15 protein-coding genes are annotated in these 16,266 nt (G+C 71.3%); 13 read left to right on the top strand and 2 right to left on the bottom strand.

All coding sequences use genetic code 11. The annotated features are described in order from the left end of the window. Positions 1–175: 175 nt before the first annotated feature. The 3 genes from ACIBBB_RS28180 to ACIBBB_RS28190 all read left to right on the top strand — a co-directional run bounded on the left by ACIBBB_RS28180 (position 176) and on the right by ACIBBB_RS28190 (position 5,679). A complete protein-coding gene (locus ACIBBB_RS28180) occupies positions 176–2,641 on the top strand; it encodes a SpoIIE family protein phosphatase (protein ID WP_398986762.1) in 2,466 nt (821 codons plus the stop codon). Then, positions 2,628–4,742 carry a SpoIIE family protein phosphatase gene (locus ACIBBB_RS28185; protein ID WP_398986764.1) on the top strand — a complete coding sequence of 705 codons (2,115 nt, stop codon included), beginning with the start codon at positions 2,628–2,630 and terminating at the stop codon, positions 4,740–4,742. The genes ACIBBB_RS28180 and ACIBBB_RS28185 overlap by 14 nt, the downstream gene beginning before the upstream one ends. Before the next feature lie 82 nt (positions 4,743–4,824). After that, positions 4,825–5,679: a TIGR03621 family F420-dependent LLM class oxidoreductase gene (locus tag ACIBBB_RS28190; RefSeq protein ID WP_398986766.1), complete on the top strand. Its 855-nt coding sequence runs from the start codon at positions 4,825–4,827 to the stop codon at positions 5,677–5,679. Between the two features lie 25 nt (positions 5,680–5,704). On the opposite strand, the gene ACIBBB_RS28195 is transcribed toward ACIBBB_RS28190, so the two are convergent. Further along, positions 5,705–7,129 carry a sensor histidine kinase gene (locus ACIBBB_RS28195; protein ID WP_398986768.1) on the bottom strand — a complete coding sequence of 475 codons (1,425 nt, stop codon included), beginning with the start codon at positions 7,127–7,129 and terminating at the stop codon, positions 5,705–5,707. Then, entirely contained in the window at positions 7,126–7,824 is a 699-nt protein-coding gene (locus tag ACIBBB_RS28200) for a response regulator transcription factor (protein WP_398986770.1), read from the bottom strand. The genes ACIBBB_RS28195 and ACIBBB_RS28200 overlap by 4 nt, the downstream gene beginning before the upstream one ends. A 153-nt stretch (positions 7,825–7,977) precedes the next feature. On the opposite strand from ACIBBB_RS28200, the gene ACIBBB_RS28205 reads away from it, so the two are divergent. The 10 genes from ACIBBB_RS28205 (at position 7,978) to ACIBBB_RS28250 (ending at position 16,263) form a co-directional block, all read left to right on the top strand. Then, positions 7,978–9,315 carry a ferric reductase-like transmembrane domain-containing protein gene (locus ACIBBB_RS28205; protein ID WP_398986772.1) on the top strand — a complete coding sequence of 446 codons (1,338 nt, stop codon included), beginning with the start codon at positions 7,978–7,980 and terminating at the stop codon, positions 9,313–9,315. A gap of 20 nt (positions 9,316–9,335) precedes the next feature. Then, complete coding sequence (locus ACIBBB_RS28210; RefSeq protein ID WP_398986774.1) at positions 9,336–9,761, top strand: FMN-binding protein; 426 nt, start codon at positions 9,336–9,338, stop codon at positions 9,759–9,761. Between the two features lies 1 nt (position 9,762). Continuing rightward, positions 9,763–10,488 carry an FAD:protein FMN transferase gene (locus ACIBBB_RS28215; protein WP_398986776.1) on the top strand — a complete coding sequence of 242 codons (726 nt, stop codon included), beginning with the start codon at positions 9,763–9,765 and terminating at the stop codon, positions 10,486–10,488. 72 nt (positions 10,489–10,560) lie between these two features. After that, on the top strand, positions 10,561–10,851 hold the full coding sequence (locus ACIBBB_RS28220; RefSeq protein ID WP_398986778.1) for a hypothetical protein: 291 nt from the start codon (positions 10,561–10,563) through the stop codon (positions 10,849–10,851). A gap of 135 nt (positions 10,852–10,986) precedes the next feature. Next, on the top strand, positions 10,987–11,337 hold the full coding sequence (locus ACIBBB_RS28225; RefSeq protein ID WP_398986780.1) for an NADH-quinone oxidoreductase subunit A: 351 nt from the start codon (positions 10,987–10,989) through the stop codon (positions 11,335–11,337). After that, positions 11,328–12,461, top strand: coding sequence for a hypothetical protein (locus ACIBBB_RS28230; protein WP_398986782.1), 1,134 nt, complete (start codon positions 11,328–11,330; stop codon positions 12,459–12,461). The genes ACIBBB_RS28225 and ACIBBB_RS28230 overlap by 10 nt, the downstream gene beginning before the upstream one ends. Next, positions 12,454–13,383 (top strand): NADH-quinone oxidoreductase subunit H, encoded by a 930-nt coding sequence (locus ACIBBB_RS28235; protein ID WP_398986784.1) that lies wholly within the window; start codon positions 12,454–12,456, stop codon positions 13,381–13,383. Before ACIBBB_RS28230 ends, ACIBBB_RS28235 begins: the two co-directional genes overlap by 8 nt. Positions 13,384–13,436: 53 nt before the next feature. Beyond that, positions 13,437–14,006, top strand: a complete 570-nt coding sequence (locus ACIBBB_RS28240) for an NADH-quinone oxidoreductase subunit J (protein ID WP_398986786.1) — start codon at positions 13,437–13,439, stop codon at positions 14,004–14,006. Continuing rightward, positions 14,003–14,308: an NADH-quinone oxidoreductase subunit NuoK gene (locus ACIBBB_RS28245; RefSeq protein WP_398986788.1), complete on the top strand. Its 306-nt coding sequence runs from the start codon at positions 14,003–14,005 to the stop codon at positions 14,306–14,308. The genes ACIBBB_RS28240 and ACIBBB_RS28245 overlap by 4 nt, the downstream gene beginning before the upstream one ends. Further along, positions 14,305–16,263 carry a proton-conducting transporter membrane subunit gene (locus tag ACIBBB_RS28250; RefSeq protein ID WP_398986790.1) on the top strand — a complete coding sequence of 653 codons (1,959 nt, stop codon included), beginning with the start codon at positions 14,305–14,307 and terminating at the stop codon, positions 16,261–16,263. The genes ACIBBB_RS28245 and ACIBBB_RS28250 overlap by 4 nt, the downstream gene beginning before the upstream one ends. Positions 16,264–16,266: the final 3 nt, after the last annotated feature.

Raw genomic sequence — 16,266 nt, forward strand, 5'->3', positions numbered from 1 at the left:
CCGACCTGTCCTAGGCTCGAAGATTGAGTATCGGTTGATCGGCGGCCGAGGCTTTCGAAGAAATGAGCGAGCCGAATCCGAGGCCGTCGCGACATGGCCCGAAGCGGGCCCTGGGGTGCTCGGTGTGCCCGCTCTTCTCGCCGCCGGTAACGGCACCGGCTCCGGAAGGCACGGGATGACGTCTGCACAGGATTCGACCAGCGGTGCGACCGCGGTGATGGCCGAGGCCGCTGTGGCGGTGCTCGACAAGGCGGGCGCCATTACGGGGTGGTCGGGCCACGCTCAGCGGCTGCTGGGCTACTCGGCGGGCGAGGTCGTCGGCCGCCAGGGAGCCCTTCTGCTGGACGCGTCCGAGGACGGCGTGGCCGTGGCGGCGGACGTGGTGGAGCGGAACCGCGCGACGGGCGGGGACTGGTCGGGACGGCTGAAGTTCCGGCACCGGGAGCGCGGCACTCTGTCCCTGGAGGTCCGGGTCTCACCGCTGACCGGGCCCGGCGACGGTCGTCCGAACGGGTGGCTGGTCGTCGCGGCGAACGCGCAGACGAACGCCCAGGCGGCGTGGAACGCGGCGGTGTCCGCCGCGGTCGTCACGTACTCACCGGTGGCCACGGCCATCTGGGACACGGGGCTGCGCTACCTCTGGGTCAATGAGGCGCTCGAATCCGAGAGCGGGATCCCCCGGGACCAGTGGGTGGGACGGAGCATCAAGGAAGTGCTGGGCGACGCGCTCGACGTGGTGTCCTTCGAGTCGTTGATGAAGGACGTCCTGCGAACCGGCCGTCCGGCCCTCGACTACGAGTACACCAGGCGCATACCGGACGATCTGGACCGGAGTCACACGTACTCCATCTCGCTGTTCCGCTTGGAGAGGGGCGACGGCACCCCGCTCGGCATCTGCGGCCTGCGCTCCGATGTCACCGGCGCACGGCGCAACCGGGAGCACCTGGACACCCTCAGCGAGGCCGGCAAGAAGATCGGCACCACCCTGGACGTGATGCGCACCGCGCAGGAACTCGCCGATTACGCGGTCTCCCGGCTTGCCGACTACGTCACCGTCGACCTCGTCGACACCGTGCCTCTGGGCGGCGAACCGCTCGAACGGCTCGGAATGGACGACGGCCGGATACCGGTCTTCCGCCGCGCCGGTGTGGCCTCGATCCACCAGGGAACTCCGGAATCGCTCTTCGACCCCGCCGAACCCGTGTTCGTTCCCCCGTCGTCCCCCTTCACGAAGGCCCTGTCGTCCGGCCGCCCCATCATGGAACGCGTCCTGGACATGACGCCCGGCAACTGGCTCGAACAGGACCCGCAGCGCGCCAGGGTCATCCGCGAGACCGGCATGCACTCCCTGATCGTCGTTCCGATCGAAGCGCGCGGCGCCGTGCTCGGTGTGGTCGTGTTCGTCCGCAACGACAACCCGACGCCGTTCGACGCGGACGACCTCTGGCTGGCGAACGAACTGATCGCACGCGCGTCGCTGAGCCTGGACAACGCCCGCAGATACGCCCGTGAGGCGGACGCGGCCCTTGCCCTGCAACGGCATCTGCTCCCGCAGCGCCTCGTGGGAAGCAGCACCATGGAGGTCGACGCGCGGTACCTGCCGGCGGACATGGCCAGCAAGGTCGGGGGCGACTGGTTCGACGTGATCCACCTGAGCGGCGCCCGGACCGCCCTGGTCATCGGCGACGTGGTGGGGCACGGGATCAACGCCGCGGCCACCATGGGCCGGCTCCGTACGGCGGTGCAGACCCTCGCGGAGATGGACCTGCCGCCGAGCGAACTGCTGGCGCGCCTGGACCGTACCGTCGTACGCCTCAACCAGGAAGGCGCGGAGGGGCTCGGCCCGACCGCCATCGGAGCCACCTGCCTGTACGCCGTTCACGACCCGATCCGCCGTCGGCTGGAAATCGCCAGTGCCGGGCACCCTCCTCCGGTGGTCGTCGACCCGGCGGACGGCGCCGCATTCCCCGACATCCCAACCGGCACGCCCCTGGGACTGGGCGTCAACTCCTTCGAGTCCGCCGAGATCGACTTCCCCGACGGGAGCACCATCGCCTTCTACACCGATGGCCTGGTCGAGACGCGCGACGACGACATCGACGTCGGAATGAACCGCCTCGCGGGCGCACTCACACCGCCCCTGGCCCCGCTGCGCGAACTCTGCGAAGCCGCGCTGGGAATCGCTGACACGAGCACGCTCACCGACGACGCCACCCTCCTGGTGGCCCGGTGCAGCGATGTGAGCGCCGACCACGTGGTCTCCTGGGACATACCGAACGACCCCGCGGCCGTCTCCCGGGCCCGCTCGACAGTCGCGTCCCAGCTGCGGACCTGGGGGCTGCACGACCTGGTGGCGACGACCGAGCAGATCGTGGACGAACTGCTCGCCAACGCGCTCACACACGCCGTGCCGCCCATCGAGCTGCGCCTGGTCCTCCACGACGTCCTGCTCTGCGAGGTCTCCGACGCGGGACCCGGTTCACCCCGTCCACGCCAGGCCGGGCCCCCGGACGAGAACGGGTTCGGGCTTCTGATCGTCGCTCGCTCGGCCGACAGCTGGGGATTCCGCCGTACAACGAACGGAAAAGTCGTCTGGGCGGCCCAGCGCACACGAAGAGGTGCCAAGAATGACGCCGCGTGAGGTGACGGAAAAGGGAACTCCGGCAGTCGTCGCGATCCGGCGCGACGGTCTGATCTTCTGGTGCTCGCGGGCGGCGTCGGAACTCATCGGCCGGGCCGCGGAGGATATTCGCGGCCACTCGATCGATGAATTCCTGACCGAGGAATCCGGGTATGACACGGATGCACGGCCCAAGCCGCGCACCCCTGGAGTACACACCGCATATCTGCGACAAGAGGACAGTCGCCCCGCGGAGATCGCATTCCGGGTCGTTCCGGTGGCAGGCGTCGCGGAGTGCGTGGTGGTGGCGGCGCGGACCGCGTCGGCGAGGAGCCGGGAAGAGATTGAGACCATGCTGGAAGGGCCGCACGCGCAGAGGGAGATCGACGTCGCCGTCGGCGACCTCGCCGAACACACGACGAGTGGACCCGAAGCCCGGAGATGGCAGGACAGGCGTCGACGTCTCAGCAGGGTTCACGATGCTTCTGTTCGCATCGGATCGTCCCTGGAAGTAAGCGAGACCGCACAGGAGTTGGCGGATCTGCTGGTGCCCGATCTGGGCGATCTCGTCACCGTCGACCTCGCGGAAGCCGTGGTCGTCGGCGACGAGCCGCCGCGCATGGTGGGCGGCGGCAGGCCACATCTGCTGCGGTCGGCCATTTCCTCGGCGTCGGGAGCGTGGCTGGGAAAGGTCCTCATGCCGGGGGCGCCGTATCCGGTCCTGCCCGACAGCACGCCACTACGGGAGATCCAGATGGGTGAGGTCATCACCCTGGATCGCGCCTCCGTCGTGTCGGCTCTCGGCGACGACGACCTCGTGGAGCAACTCGTCCCGCCTTTCGCGTATTCGGTGACGGTGGCACCGCTGATCGCGCGCGATCTCATCCTGGGCACCCTCTCCGTATGGCGTGACGAAGACCCGGCGGCCTTTCAGGAGGACGAGAGGAAACTCCTGGCGGAAATCGCCTCCAGGGCCGCTCTCGGCATCGACAACGCCCGCCGCCACAACCGTGAACAGCGAGCGGCGGTCACGCTTCAGGAGCGGCTGCTGCCCAGTGCGACGACGTCCTCCGACGCGGTGTCCACCGTGGGGATCTACCGGCCGGCGGGCAGGGGGGCCGGCATCCGGGGGGACTGGTTCGACGTGATCACGCTGCCCTCTCTCAGAGTCGCCCTGGTGATCGGCGACGTCGTCGGCCACGGCCTCTCCGCCACCGCCACGATGGGGCGCCTGCGCACGGCCATACAGACTCTCGCGGATCTGGAACTGGACCCCGCGGAACTTCTCGCGCACGTCGACGAACTCGTTCAGCGCCTCGGTGCGGAAGCGCCCACCGACCAGAATCCGGTCGGCGCCACCTGCCTCTACGCCATCTACGACCCGCTCACCCGCCAGTGCACGCTCGCGAGCGCCGGCCAGCTACCCGCGGTCGCGATGCACCCCGGCGGCTCGACGGAATTCATCGATGTCCTGCCCGGCCCGCCGCTCGGCGTGGGAGGTGTGCCCTTCGAGTCCAAAACCGTGGAACTCGAACCCGGCAGCGTACTGGTGCTCTACACGAACGGTTTGCTGGAACCGGACCACCAGGATTCCGAGGCCGGCATGGACCGTCTCCGCTCCCGGCTCGACTCCCTCAACGACCCGGGCCGCTCGCTGGAGGCGATGGGCAATTCACTGCTCAGCGATCTCGGCAGCAAGCCCACGGGCGACGACATCGCCTTCCTGCTCGCCCGGACCCGCGCCGTCCCCCCGGACTCCGTGGCGAGCTGGGAGTATCCGGCCGAACCTGACTCGGTGGCGCTCGCCCGACGGGACATCATGGATCAACTCATGGTGTGGGGGCTGGAGGACCAGGCTCTGGACACCGAACTCGTGGTCAGCGAGCTTGTCACCAACGCGGTCCGGTACACCGGCGGACCGGTCGGAGTGCGCCTCATCCGTGACAACGTCCTCATCTGCGAGGTCACCGATTCCAGCAATACGCAGCCGCGACTGATCCGGGCGAACGCCACCGACGAGGGAGGCCGGGGCCTTTTCATCGTCGCCCAGTGCACGACGCGCTGGGGCAGCCGTTACGGCCTCCGCGGAAAAACGATCTGGACCGAGCAGCCTCTCACCTGACCGGCGACACGGCCCAAGTACGAACGCGACTCAAGTACGAACGCGACTCAGTACGAACGCGACTCAAGTACGGAGGACAGCGATGTCCCAGTCCCCTCGCCCGTTCCGCTTCGGCGTCAGTCTCCTCACCGTCGGCTCACGGTCCTCCTGGCACGCCCGGGTCCGCGAGGCGGCGGACCTGGGATACGACGTGCTCCAGGTCGCCGATCACCTCGGCACGGCCGCGCCCTTCCCGGCGCTGGTGTCGGCGGCCGACGTCACGAGAATGCGGCTGGGCACGTTCGTGCTCAACGCCGGCATCGCAAGCCCCGCCTACCTCGCCCGGGACGTCGCCGACGTGCACCGCCTGACCGACGGCCGCCTCGAACTGGGTCTCGGCGCCGGCTACGTCCCGGCCGAGTTCGAGGCCGTCGGGCTGCCCTTCGGCACAGGCGGCGAGCGGCTGAGCAAACTGGCGGAGACCCTCGCGGCGACACGAGCCCTGCTCGCCGCCGAAGCCGACGCGCCACGGCCGCCGATCCTGCTGGGCGGCGCCGGTGACCGCATGCTGCGCTTCGCCGGCCGGGAGGCCGACATCTTCAGCTTCTCCATCATGGCCGGGGTGACGGCGAACATGGCCCCCGAGGACGCGCTGGCCCGCCGCGTCGAAATCCTGCGGGAGGGCGCCGGCGAGCGGTTCTCCGAGATCGAGCTGAACCTCTTCGTCGCCGCGGTGGCCGGCAGCCCGGCCACCGCCGACCTCGCCGTCGTCCGCCGGGCCAGCGGCTTCCCGGACGACAGGCTCACCCAGCTGCCCGGTGTGCTGATCGGGTCGCCGCGGGAGATCGCGGACCGGCTGGAGCGCTATCGCGAGCAGTTCGGCATCACGTACATCAGCGTGCTGGAGCCGCACATGGCGGCGTTCGCGGAGGTCATCAAGCTCCTGGGCCGCCCCTGAGTCTGTCAAAGAAGACTTAGGTCCCTCAGCGCGGGATCCGGAGGGTGAAGACCGTCGACCCCGGGTGGCTGGCCAGCTCGATCGTGCCGTTGTGCGCCTGTATCAGCGACCGTGCCACCGCGAGGCCCAGGCCGCTGCCGCCGCGGTCGCGGGTGCGGGACTTGTCGAGGCGGTAGAAGCGGTCGAAGACCCGCTCGTGGTCGTCGGCCGGAATTCCCGGGCCGGAGTCGGCGACGCGTACCACCCCGGCGCCGGGGGAGAGGGCCAGCTCCAGCGACACCCGTGTGCCCGCGGGGGTGTGCACGGCCGCGTTGGTCAGCAGGTTGTCCAGGACCTGCCGGATACGCAGGGGGTCGAGCCGCATCCGTACCGGGCCGCCGTCGACCCTCACGGTCAGCGGGTGCTCCGGTCGGCCCGCGCGGAACGCGTCCGCCGCCTGGTTCAGCAGCTCCGCCGGATCCGTCTCCTCCAGCCGCAGCGGTGCCTCCACATCGGCGGCGTCCAGGCGCGCGAGCAGCAGCAGGTCGTCCAGGAGGAGACCCATCCTGGCCGCCTCGGCGCGCAGACGTGCCAGGTGCCTGTCCCGTTCGGCGGGCTCGTTGGCGGCCGCGTACTGGAACAGGTCCGCGTAGCCGCGCACCGACATCAGCGGCGTACGCAGCTCGTGCGACGCGTCCGCCACGAACCGGCGCAGGCGCTGTTCCGCCTCGGTGCGCACGGCGAGCGAGTCGTCGATGTGCTCCAGCATGGTGTTGAACGCGGTGCGCAACTCCTCGACCTCCGGGCCGCCGTCGCCGGAGTCGACGCGTACCGGCAGCCGTGCCGAGTCGGTGAAGTCGTGCGAGGTGATCCCGCGGGCCGTGTGTGCCATGTCGCTGAGCGGTTTGAGTCCGCGCCGCAGCAGCGAACGGCCCAGCACCACAAGTCCGACCAGAGCGAGCGAGAAGCCGACGACCTGGACCGTGACCAGCTGGTCCATGGTCTCCTCGATGTTCTGCATGGGCGCCGCGGTGACCAGGACCACCCCGGGGCTGACCTCACAGGCACGCAGCCGGTACTCGCCCTGCCCCTCGATGTACGCGGTGCGGAAGACCTCCTTCGCCCCCGAGTCGCGCTGTACCTCGGCGACGGCGGAGAGCTTTCCGGCGTCCGCCGGTACGGCGCTGGGCCTGCGCAGCACCGCGTGGTCGTCCGTGACGTCGTACACCGCGGTGTACCAGCGGTAGTACGGCTGGCGCTCCACCGTCCAGTGCGCCGCGGCGTCCTTGGCCTGGGTGCCCTGGACCAGCGCCATCTGGTCGTTCAGCTGGTGCTCCAGATAGTCCCGCATATACGTCGACAGGGCGGTGCCGACGGCGGCGAACACGGCCAGCGTGAGCACGCCGAGCCCCAGTGCGAGGCGGGTGCCCAGGCGCAGCCTGCGGTACGTCCGCGTGAGACGGCCGGTCATTCGGCGACCTGCCGCACCACGTACCCGACGCCCCGCACGGTGTGGATCAGCGGCGCACCTCCGTCGTCCGGCTCGTCGAGTTTGCGGCGCAGCCGGCTGATGACCAGCTCCACGACGTTGGAGCGGCCCCCGAAGCCGTACTCCCAGACATGGTCGAGGATCTGAGCCTTCGTCAGTACGGTCGGCGACTTGCGCATCAGATAGCGCAGCACCTCGTACTCGGTGGGGGTGAGCGTGAGGAGCCGGTCGCCGAGACGTACCTCGCGGGTGTCCTCGTCCATCGTCAGATCCGCCACGCGCAGTACGGAGCGCTGGAAGCCCGGCCCGGCGCTACGGCGCAGCACGGTCCGCAGCCGGGCCATCAACTCCTCGACGGCGAACGGCTTGACCAGATAGTCGTCGCCGCCCCGGGTCAGGCCCGCGACCCGGTCGAAGACGCCGTCCCGCGCGGTGAGGAACACGACCGGCACCATCGTCCCGGACGACCGCAGCCGGTCCAGCACGGCGAAGCCGTCCAGGCCCGGGAGCATCAGATCGAGCACCACGATGTCCGGCCGGAACTCCGCGGCCCGGAGCAACGCGTCCTCGCCGGAGTGCGCGGTCATCGCCTCCCACCCCTCGTAGCGGGCGACCGTCGCCACGAGGTCGGCGATGGGCGGGTCGTCGTCGACGACGAGAAGGCGCACTTTTTCCACCCGCCCATAGTGCTGTACGCGGCTGCCGCCGCCCTACGACCCGACGGCCCGGCAGCCACATCGATAAGCACTTGAAAGTTCGGCGACAGGAAAACGACAGCTCCCGGCAGGCAGGCTCGGAGTCCCCAGGCGCCGATCAAGGAGTTGCCGTCCGTGACGACCCTTCACCGTGTTCAGCCGCCCCCACCGGCGGTCCGCCCCAAGGCTGTTGCCCGCGCCGGGCTGTACGCCCTGCTCGCGGCGAACGTCGCCGTGGTGACCGGGTTCTTCCTCCAGGCAGGGTTCGCCTCGAACGCCCTCATCCTGATGGGGCGCCTGGCCGGGCTCTACGCCGCCCTGCTGATGGCCTTCCAACTGCTGCTCGTCGCCCGGCTCCCGTTCTTCGACCGCCGCATCGGCATGGACCGGCTGACCTCCTGGCACCGCTGGGTCGGCTTCGGCCTCCTGTGGCTGCTGCTCGCGCACGGGGTGTTCATCGTCTTCGGCTACGCCCAGGGAACGTCCATGGGCCCTGTCGACCAGCTCGTCGACCTCGCGCAGACCGTCGAGGGAGTGCTGCGGGCCGTCGTCGCACTGGCCCTGATCATCATGGTCGGCGCCGTCTCGGCGCGCTTCGCCCGTCGCCGACTGGCGTACGAGACATGGCACTTCATTCACCTGTACACCTACCTCGCGGTGGTGCTGGCCTTCACCCACCAGGTCGCCGCGGGCTCGACGTTCACCGCGTCGCCGACCGCCACGGCGTACTGGTACACACTGTGGGGCGCCGCCCTCGGGTCGGTCCTCGCCGGCCGCGTGGTGCTTCCGCTCCGGCGCAACCTGCGCCACCGACTGCGGGTGACGGCCGTCGTGCCCGAGTCCGACCGCGTCGTATCGATCTACATATCGGGCCGGGACCTGGACCGGCTGCCCGCCCGCGCCGGCCAGTTCTTCCTCTGGAGGTTCCTGACCAGGGACCGCTGGTGGCAGGCGAACCCCTTCTCGCTCTCGGCGGCCCCCGACGGCACGCGGCTCAGGCTCACCGCGAAGACCGCGGGCGACGGCACGGCGGCGCTGCGTCAACTCAAGGTGGGAACCAGGGTGTTCGCCGAGGGCCCGTACGGCGCCTTCACCACGATGCACCGCACCCGCCCGGACACCCTGCTCGTCGCTGGGGGCGTCGGCATCACCCCTGTCCGCGCGCTCCTCGAAGAACTGCACGGCCATGTCGTACTCATCTACCGGGTGGCCACCGACCAGGACGCCGTCCTGTACGAGGAGTTGACCGGACTGGCCCACGCCAAGGGCGCCCAACTGCACCTGATCACCGGACCGTCCACCCCGGACAAGCTGGCCCCGCACGAGCTCGCACTGCTCGTACCGGACGTGACCGAGCGGGACGTCTACGTCTGCGGACCGCCCGGCATGACCACCGCGGTGCTGCGCACCCTGCGCCAACTGGGCGTGCCCAGGCAACAGATCCACGCCGAGCGCTTCAGCCTGGCCGGATAGAGAGTGGGGGAAGGAACACGATGAAGCGAGTCCTGCCCGTCCTGGCGCTCACCGCCGCCGCGCTGATCCCGTTGTGGCGCTACGAACCGTCCCTCGGTACGACGACATCCGTCGACGCCGCCCCGCCGCCGCCGGCGCCGTCTGCCACGTCGCCCGGTTCGGAGCCGTCGCCCGGCTCCACCCCGGCGAAGACCGTCCAGGGCCCCACCGTCAACACCGAGAAGGGCCCTGTGCAGGTCGAAGTGGTCTTCGAGGGCGACGAGATCAGCGCCGTACGCCTGCTGCGACAGCCCAACCATCCGCAGACCACGGCCGCCGTGCCGCGGCTGATCGAGTCCACGCTCTCCGCGCAGAGCGCCGACATCGACACGGTCACCGGCGCCACCATCACCAGCGACGGGTACCGGGAGTCCCTACAGGCCGCGATCGACGCGAACGGCGCCTGAGGTGCGGCGGGTTGAGCACGTCATGGGCTTTCCCGTCTCGGTGCGCGTCGACGACGGGGCCGCCGACCCGCAGGCCGCGGCGGCCGAGGTGTTCGCGTGGCTGCGCCAAGTCAACCTGAGATTCAGCCCGTTCAGGGCCGACAGCGAGGTGTCGCGGCTGGACCGGGGTGAGTTGCGGGCCGAGGATCTCAGCCCCGAGCTGTCGGAGATCCTCGGCCTGTGCGAGCACTACCGGGTCGCGACCCGTGGCGCCTTCGACGTGCGCCTGCCCGGCCGCGGCCTCGACCCCTGTGCGGTGGTGAAGGGCTGGTCGGTGCAGCGGGCGGCGGAACTGCTGTCGGCCGCGGGGGCCACGCGGTTCTGCGTGAACGCGGGCGGTGATGTCGTCGCGGCGGGCGGGCCCTGGCGGGTCGGCGTACGGCACCCCGAACGCGCCGACCGGCTGTGCGCGGTACTGGAGATCACCGAGGGCGCGGTGGCCACCTCCGCCCGGTACGAACGCGGCGACCACATCCTCGACGGCCGCACCGGCCGCCCGGTCACCGCCCTGCTCAGCCTGACCGTCGTGGCCCCGTCACTGACCGAGGCGGACGCCACCGCGACGGCGGCGTTCGCGATGGGCACGGAGGGCGTCGACTGGGCCGCGTCGAGGGACGGCTGCGAGGTGTTCGCGGTGGACGAGGGGCGGCGGGTCTTCCGTACGGCGGGGTTTCCCGTCGCCACGTGAGCGGTGACGACAGTGGCAGAGCCGTTGGACGCCGGCGCATGGGCCTGAGACGCACGCGTATGGTCCGCTCGCATGGCCGCCGCTGTACTCGAAAACATGACAAACGACACCCAGCGCCGGCCGCGCACCGAGAGCGACGTCCTGAAAACCGTGACGCTGATTCCGGCGATCATGACGACCGGGCTGATGGCGGGTGTTTTCGCGAGCTGGTCGAACGCGGTCATGCCCGGTCTGAGCGAGGTCGACGACCGTACTTTCGTGGCGGCGTTCCGGGCGCTCGACAAGTCGATCAACAACCCATTGTTTCTAGGGGGGTTCACCCTCGCGCTGCCGCTCATCGCGGTTCTGGCGGTGTCTTCGTGACTGAGGGCCGGCACCCTTCCCGCCTCGTTTCACCCGTCTGCCGCCGCACGCTGTCGCGCCTGGTGCGGGTGGCTCGGGCACCGTAGCCGTAGTGCCCCAAGGGCGGACACCGGCGAACGGGGAAGGCGTGGGTGAATGAACGGCTTTACGGCCGCACTGTCCCTGCTGGCCCTCGCCCTGCTGGCCGTGGCCGGTGTCTACGGCGCCGCTCAGGCACTGCGCGTCTCGCACGAGCCCTTGGCCGCACAGCCGTTCGGGTCCGGGCACGAGCCCACCGAGCACGCGGTCAGCCGCTTTCATATGCGCTGGTACACGGTCACGATGCTCTTCCTCGCCTTCGACATGGAGATGGTCTTCATGTATCCGTGGACGCTCGTCATCTCCGTGATGGGGCCCACGGCGGTGATCGAGATGTTCGTCTTCCTCGGTGTTCTGCTCAGCGGAGTCGTCTACGCCTGGCGGGAGGGGGCGTTGCGATGGGCCTGACGGACTTCCTCGTACGCGCGGCGGCCCTCCGGCCGAGCGTGCTGGTGGTGACGATGCCCGGCGGTACGCCGGTGCGACTGGCCGCCGAGAGGGAACTGCGGTGCCGGGGCTGGGCGGTGGCGTCGACGCCGGCCGGAGCCGGCCTGCTGCTCGTGGCGGGCCCCGACTGCCCGGTGCTGGAATCCGGACCGGACCGGTTGTGGGACGACATGCCCCGTCCCCGCGTACGCCTGCGGGTGGAGGCGGCCGCGGAGGTGGCATCGCTCCTCGACGCGGGGCGGGCCCGGCTGGGGGAGACGGAGCGAGGTCACTCCGGGGCGGGGGACCCGGGGGGCCACGGCGGCCTGCCCATGGCCGGGCCGGGCGAGGACCGTGACGGGCTGACTCTGGACCGGCTGCATGTGTCGCTCGGGCCGTTCCTGGCCGACTGGCCGGCCGGACTGGTCGTCCGCGTGGTGCTACAGGGCGACGTCATCCAGCGGGCACGGCTCGGCGAACCGTACGAGAGCGGCCCCGCCGGTCCGTACTGGAGCCGGCCCTGGATCCAGGCCTCGGCGGGCGAACCGGTGCCCGTGGCGGAGGCCGCCCGCCGGCGTGCGGCGGCCCATCTGGACAGTCTGGGCCGGTTGTTGGCGGTGGCGGGCTGGCCCGCCGAGGCCGTGACGGCCCGGCGGCTCCGCGACGACCTGCTGGAGCGGGCACCCGCGAAGGCGGTGCTGCCCCGGACGGTGCGCCTCGCGCGGCGCGTCGGGCGGTCACGGACCCTGTACCGGCTGACCCGGGGCATCGGCCCGCTGACCGCCGCCGACGCACGCGCCGCGGGCGTGAGCGGACCCGCCGCGCGGGCGGGCGGGGACGTACCGGCCCGCTACCGTCAGTGGCTCTCGGACACCGTGGACGACATGCGGCGGCTGGACGACACCACCACCCCTCTCGACCCCGTGGCGGAGGAGAGTCCCCGAGGCCGGTGGGACACGGAACGGCCGCCGTCGGCGGCGCTGGCCGGCCTGCTGCCCCGGCTGCTGGAGGGCAGCGAACTGGCCGCGGCCCGCCTTGTCGTCGCGAGCCTCGACCCGGACCCGGACGAACTGGCCGTCAGCCGCCCGGAGGTGGCGCGTGGTTGAGGCGGGAGCGTGGTGGACGCTGCCGGTGGCCCCGGCCCTCCTGCTCGGCTTCGCCGTACTGGCCGTGGCCGGCAACGCGGCGCTGGACGACCGGGGCGCCGGACGGGCCGTCACCCCCACCGGTCCGCTGAGGCCGTTGCTCGCCGTGCCGCGTGCCCTGGTCGCGGGGCCCCGGCGGCTCCCCGCGTCGGACCGGCTCCTGTGGCGCCTGGGTGTGGTCACCGTGCCGGTGGCGGCGGTGCTGTCCACGCTGGTGATCCCCTTCGGGAACCACGTGGTCGCCGACCTGTCGGTGGGGGTGGTGTGGTTCAACGCCATGGAGGTGCTGACCTGGGCCGGGCTGTGGCTGGCCGGCTGGGGCCCGAACGCGGCGTTCTCCCTGGTCGGCGGTTATCGCTTCCTCGCGCAGGGGCTGGCGTACGAACTGCCCCTGATGTTCGCGCTGATCTCGACCGCCACCGGCGCCCAGTCCCTGCGCGTCACCGAGATCGCCGGTGCGCAGTACGGCCTGTGGTACGGGGTGTGGATGCCGTTCGCCTTCGCCGTCTATCTGGCGGGGGTGCTGGCCTTCAGCTTCCTCGGCCCGTTCGCGTATCCGGCCGGGCGCGACATCGCCGACGGTGTGCTGGGCGAGACCTCCGGCGTGGACCGGCTGCTGCTCCAAGCCGGGCGGTGGCTGTGGCTGGCGGCCGGGGCCGCGATGGCGGTTCCGCTGTTCCTGGGCGGCGGCGCCGGTCCGGGGCTGCCCGCCTGGGCGTGGTCGCTGGTCAAGACGGTGCTGGTGCTGGGCCTGCTGGTGTGGGTGCTGCGGCGGCTGCCGGTGCTCCGTGCCGACAGGTACGTGGAGCTGGCCTGGGTGGTGCTCCTGCCCGCGGCGGTCGTGCAGGCGCTCGTACCGGCCCTCGTCAACCTCAGCCCGTAGCCGCTCGTACAAAAACCCCTCGTCCAACTCGACCTGTGGAGAAGGAGCGCGTGATGGGCGTGACGAACACCGTGCTGCTGTGGGTTCTCGGTGTACTCGCCCTGACCGGCGGCGTTCTGGTGTTCGCCCTCGACTCCATGGCCCGGGTCACCTTCTCCCTGCTGGGCTGCCTGGTGTGCGTCGGCGGAGTGGTGACCGTGCTGGGGCTGCCGTACCTCGGTGTGGTGATCGTCCTGATGATGGTCATGGAGATGGCGATCATGGCCGTGTTCATGATCGCGTACATGATGAATCCGGCCGGTCTGACGCCGATGTCGATGCGGCACAACACCCGCGGCGCGCCGGTCATCAGCGGCACGGTCTTCGCCGCCCTGGTCGCCGGGATCTTCCTGGTCCCCTGGCCGGGCCGCACGGGCGTGCGGCCGAGGGACAGCACCTTCCAGTTGGGCATGTCGCTCATGGAGGATCAGATGCTCACCATGGTCACCCTCGGATTCGTCCTGCTGGCCACCATGGTCGGTGCCATCGTGCTCGCCACCCGGCGGGGCCGTTACGACCGCTTCGGCGACGAACTCGACCGGCGGCCCGCCGAGGACCCGGCCGGCGGGGGAGTGGGCCGATGACGTTCGAGCTTCTGCTGGTCCTCGCCGCCGGACTCTTCTCGACCGGACTGTTCGGCGCGCTCTCCCAGCAGTCCATCGTCATGATCATGATGGGGATCGAGCTGATGATCGGCGGAGTCGTCGTCGCATCCGCGGTCTTCTGGTCCTTCCTCTCCCCGGCCGCCACCGGCGGACAAGTGGTCGTCGTCGCCGCCGTGGTGGCGATGGCGGTGGAGATGGCGATGGGCTTCGCCGTCACCACCGCCATCTACCGGGCCAGGCAGGTCGACATGACCGACATGGCCGAGGACCTGAGGGGATGAGCGCGGTGCTCTGGCCGCTGGTCGTACTGCCCCTCGGCGTGGGAGCGGTGCTCGCCGTGACGGGGCCACGGTACGACCGACGGATCCCCGCCGCCGCTGTGACAGCGGCCCTGGCGACGCTCGGTCTGGCGGTCGCCGCCGCGGTGACCCGCCCGGCCGTGAGCGCGCCGCTGTTCGCGGGGATGGACGCGGGGCTGGCGGTGGACGGTCTGTCCGCGGTCATGGTGGTCACCGTCGCCGCGGTCACCACCGCCGTCCTGGCCTTCGCGGCAGGGGAGTTCGGCGCCGACGGCGACCGCGGTCGCTTCTTCGGGCTGATGCTCGTCTTCTCCGGAGCCATGCTCGTCACCGTCACGGCCACCACGCTGCCGCTGCTCCTGATGGCCTGGGAGGTGATGGGCGCCACCAGCTGGGCGCTCATCGGGTACTGGTGGCGGCGGCCCGAGAAGGCGGCTGCCGCCGATGTCGCGTTCCTGACCACCCGTACGGCGGACCTCGGTATGTACGTGGCGGCGGGCGCCGCCCTCGCCGGGGGTGTCACCACTCTGCGTCTCGACAGCCTCCCCCAGGCCCTCTCGCCGTGGCCGCACGTGATCACCGCGGGCATCGTCCTGGCCGCGCTCGGCAAATCCGCCCAACTGCCGTTCTCCTTCTGGCTGTCACGGGCCATGGAGGGCCCCAGCCCGGTGTCGGCACTGCTGCACTCGGCGACCATGGTCGCCGCCGGTGCCTACCTCCTGCTGCGCCTCGAACCACTGTTGGCCGCGACCGGCTGGGCCGGGCCCCTGGTCTCCTGGTTCGGGGTGGTGACCGCATTGGCCCTCGGGGTGGTCGCCGCCGCCCAGACCGACCTCAAGCAACTGCTCGCGGCCTCCACTTCCGCCCAGATCGGATTCATCGTGCTGGCGGCCGGCAGTCACGGCGTGGCCGGGGGCACCACCCAGCTCGTCGCTCACGCCGCCACGAAATCGGGCCTGTTCCTGGCCGCCGGGGCCTGGCTGACGGCGCTGGGCACCGAGCGACTGCCGGCCCTGCGCGGAGCGGCCCGCGCCTACCCGCTGGTCGGCGCGGCCTTCACCGTCGGCGCACTCACCCTGGCCGGGCTGCCACCCCTGTCCCTGTGGGCGGCCAAGGACGAGGTGCTCGCCGCCGCCCGGTCCGAGGGAACGGGCCTGTACGTGGTGGGGCTCGCGGCGGCGGCCGTCGCCGCCGTCTACAGCGTCAAGGCCCTCTGGTACGTCACCCGCCCGCTCCCTCCGGATCCCCGCCCGCTCCCCCGGGGCCCCCGCCCCCTCCTCCCGGATTCCCGACCCGCTCCCCCCGGACCCGGGGCCCTTCCCCCTGACCCGGGCGCCGGGTACGACAGCGAGCGCCGCCGTACCCGCCGCCGCACCGCCCGTACGACTCCGGTCCCCCTCCTCGGGCTCACCTCCGCCGCCGCCGTCCTCGGCGTACTGGCCCTGCCGGGGCCCGCCTCGTGGCTCAGGAGCCTGCTCGGCGCCGAGGGTGAGCCGTCTCCCGAGGCGTGGGAGCTCGCCCTGTCCGCCGGTGTCGCGCTCGCGGTCGCGGGGCTGGTCCGTCGGTGGGCGTCCCGCCCGGCGCCCGTACCGCGCGCCGCCGTGCGATGCGCCCGTAACTGGCTGTTCCTGGAACGGACCGCACAACTCACCGTGGTCCGTCCCGTGCTCGCCCTGGCCAGGGCGCTCGCCGTCGTCGACGACCGCGTCATCGACGGCGCCGTACGACAGACCGCCCGGGGCGGCCTCGCGGCGGCGCGCCTCGCCCGCCGCCTGGACGACGGCGGCGTCGACGCGGCCGTCCGCGCCGTCGCCTCCGGCGCCCGGACCCTGGGCCGCGCGGCGCGCCGCCCGCAGACCGGACTGCTGCACCAGTACTACGCGCAGGCCGCCGCCGGCTTCGCCGTGCTCGTCCTGATCATCCTGTCGGTGAGGTAACCC

The organism is Streptomyces sp. NPDC051217, from assembly GCF_044455465.1.
In the GTDB taxonomy this organism is placed as follows: domain Bacteria; phylum Actinomycetota; class Actinomycetes; order Streptomycetales; family Streptomycetaceae; genus Streptomyces.

What these genes read in the sequence shown, in the direction of transcription:
- ACIBBB_RS28240 (WP_398986786.1), top strand. Translation starts at nt 13,437, where the DNA reads ATGGGCGTGACGAACACCGTGCTGCTGTGGGTTCTCGGTGTACTCGCC.
- ACIBBB_RS28185 (WP_398986764.1), top strand. Translation starts at nt 2,628, where the DNA reads ATGACGCCGCGTGAGGTGACGGAAAAGGGAACTCCGGCAGTCGTCGCG.
- ACIBBB_RS28230 (WP_398986782.1), top strand. Translation starts at nt 11,328, where the DNA reads ATGGGCCTGACGGACTTCCTCGTACGCGCGGCGGCCCTCCGGCCGAGC.
- ACIBBB_RS28190 (WP_398986766.1), top strand. Translation starts at nt 4,825, where the DNA reads ATGTCCCAGTCCCCTCGCCCGTTCCGCTTCGGCGTCAGTCTCCTCACC.
- ACIBBB_RS28210 (WP_398986774.1), top strand. Translation starts at nt 9,336, where the DNA reads ATGAAGCGAGTCCTGCCCGTCCTGGCGCTCACCGCCGCCGCGCTGATC.
- ACIBBB_RS28245 (WP_398986788.1), top strand. Translation starts at nt 14,003, where the DNA reads ATGACGTTCGAGCTTCTGCTGGTCCTCGCCGCCGGACTCTTCTCGACC.
- ACIBBB_RS28225 (WP_398986780.1), top strand. Translation starts at nt 10,987, where the DNA reads ATGAACGGCTTTACGGCCGCACTGTCCCTGCTGGCCCTCGCCCTGCTG.
- ACIBBB_RS28180 (WP_398986762.1), top strand. Translation starts at nt 176, where the DNA reads ATGACGTCTGCACAGGATTCGACCAGCGGTGCGACCGCGGTGATGGCC.
- ACIBBB_RS28220 (WP_398986778.1), top strand. Translation starts at nt 10,561, where the DNA reads ATGGCCGCCGCTGTACTCGAAAACATGACAAACGACACCCAGCGCCGG.
- ACIBBB_RS28250 (WP_398986790.1), top strand. Translation starts at nt 14,305, where the DNA reads ATGAGCGCGGTGCTCTGGCCGCTGGTCGTACTGCCCCTCGGCGTGGGA.
- ACIBBB_RS28195 (WP_398986768.1), bottom strand. Translation starts at nt 7,129, where the DNA reads ATGACCGGCCGTCTCACGCGGACGTACCGCAGGCTGCGCCTGGGCACC.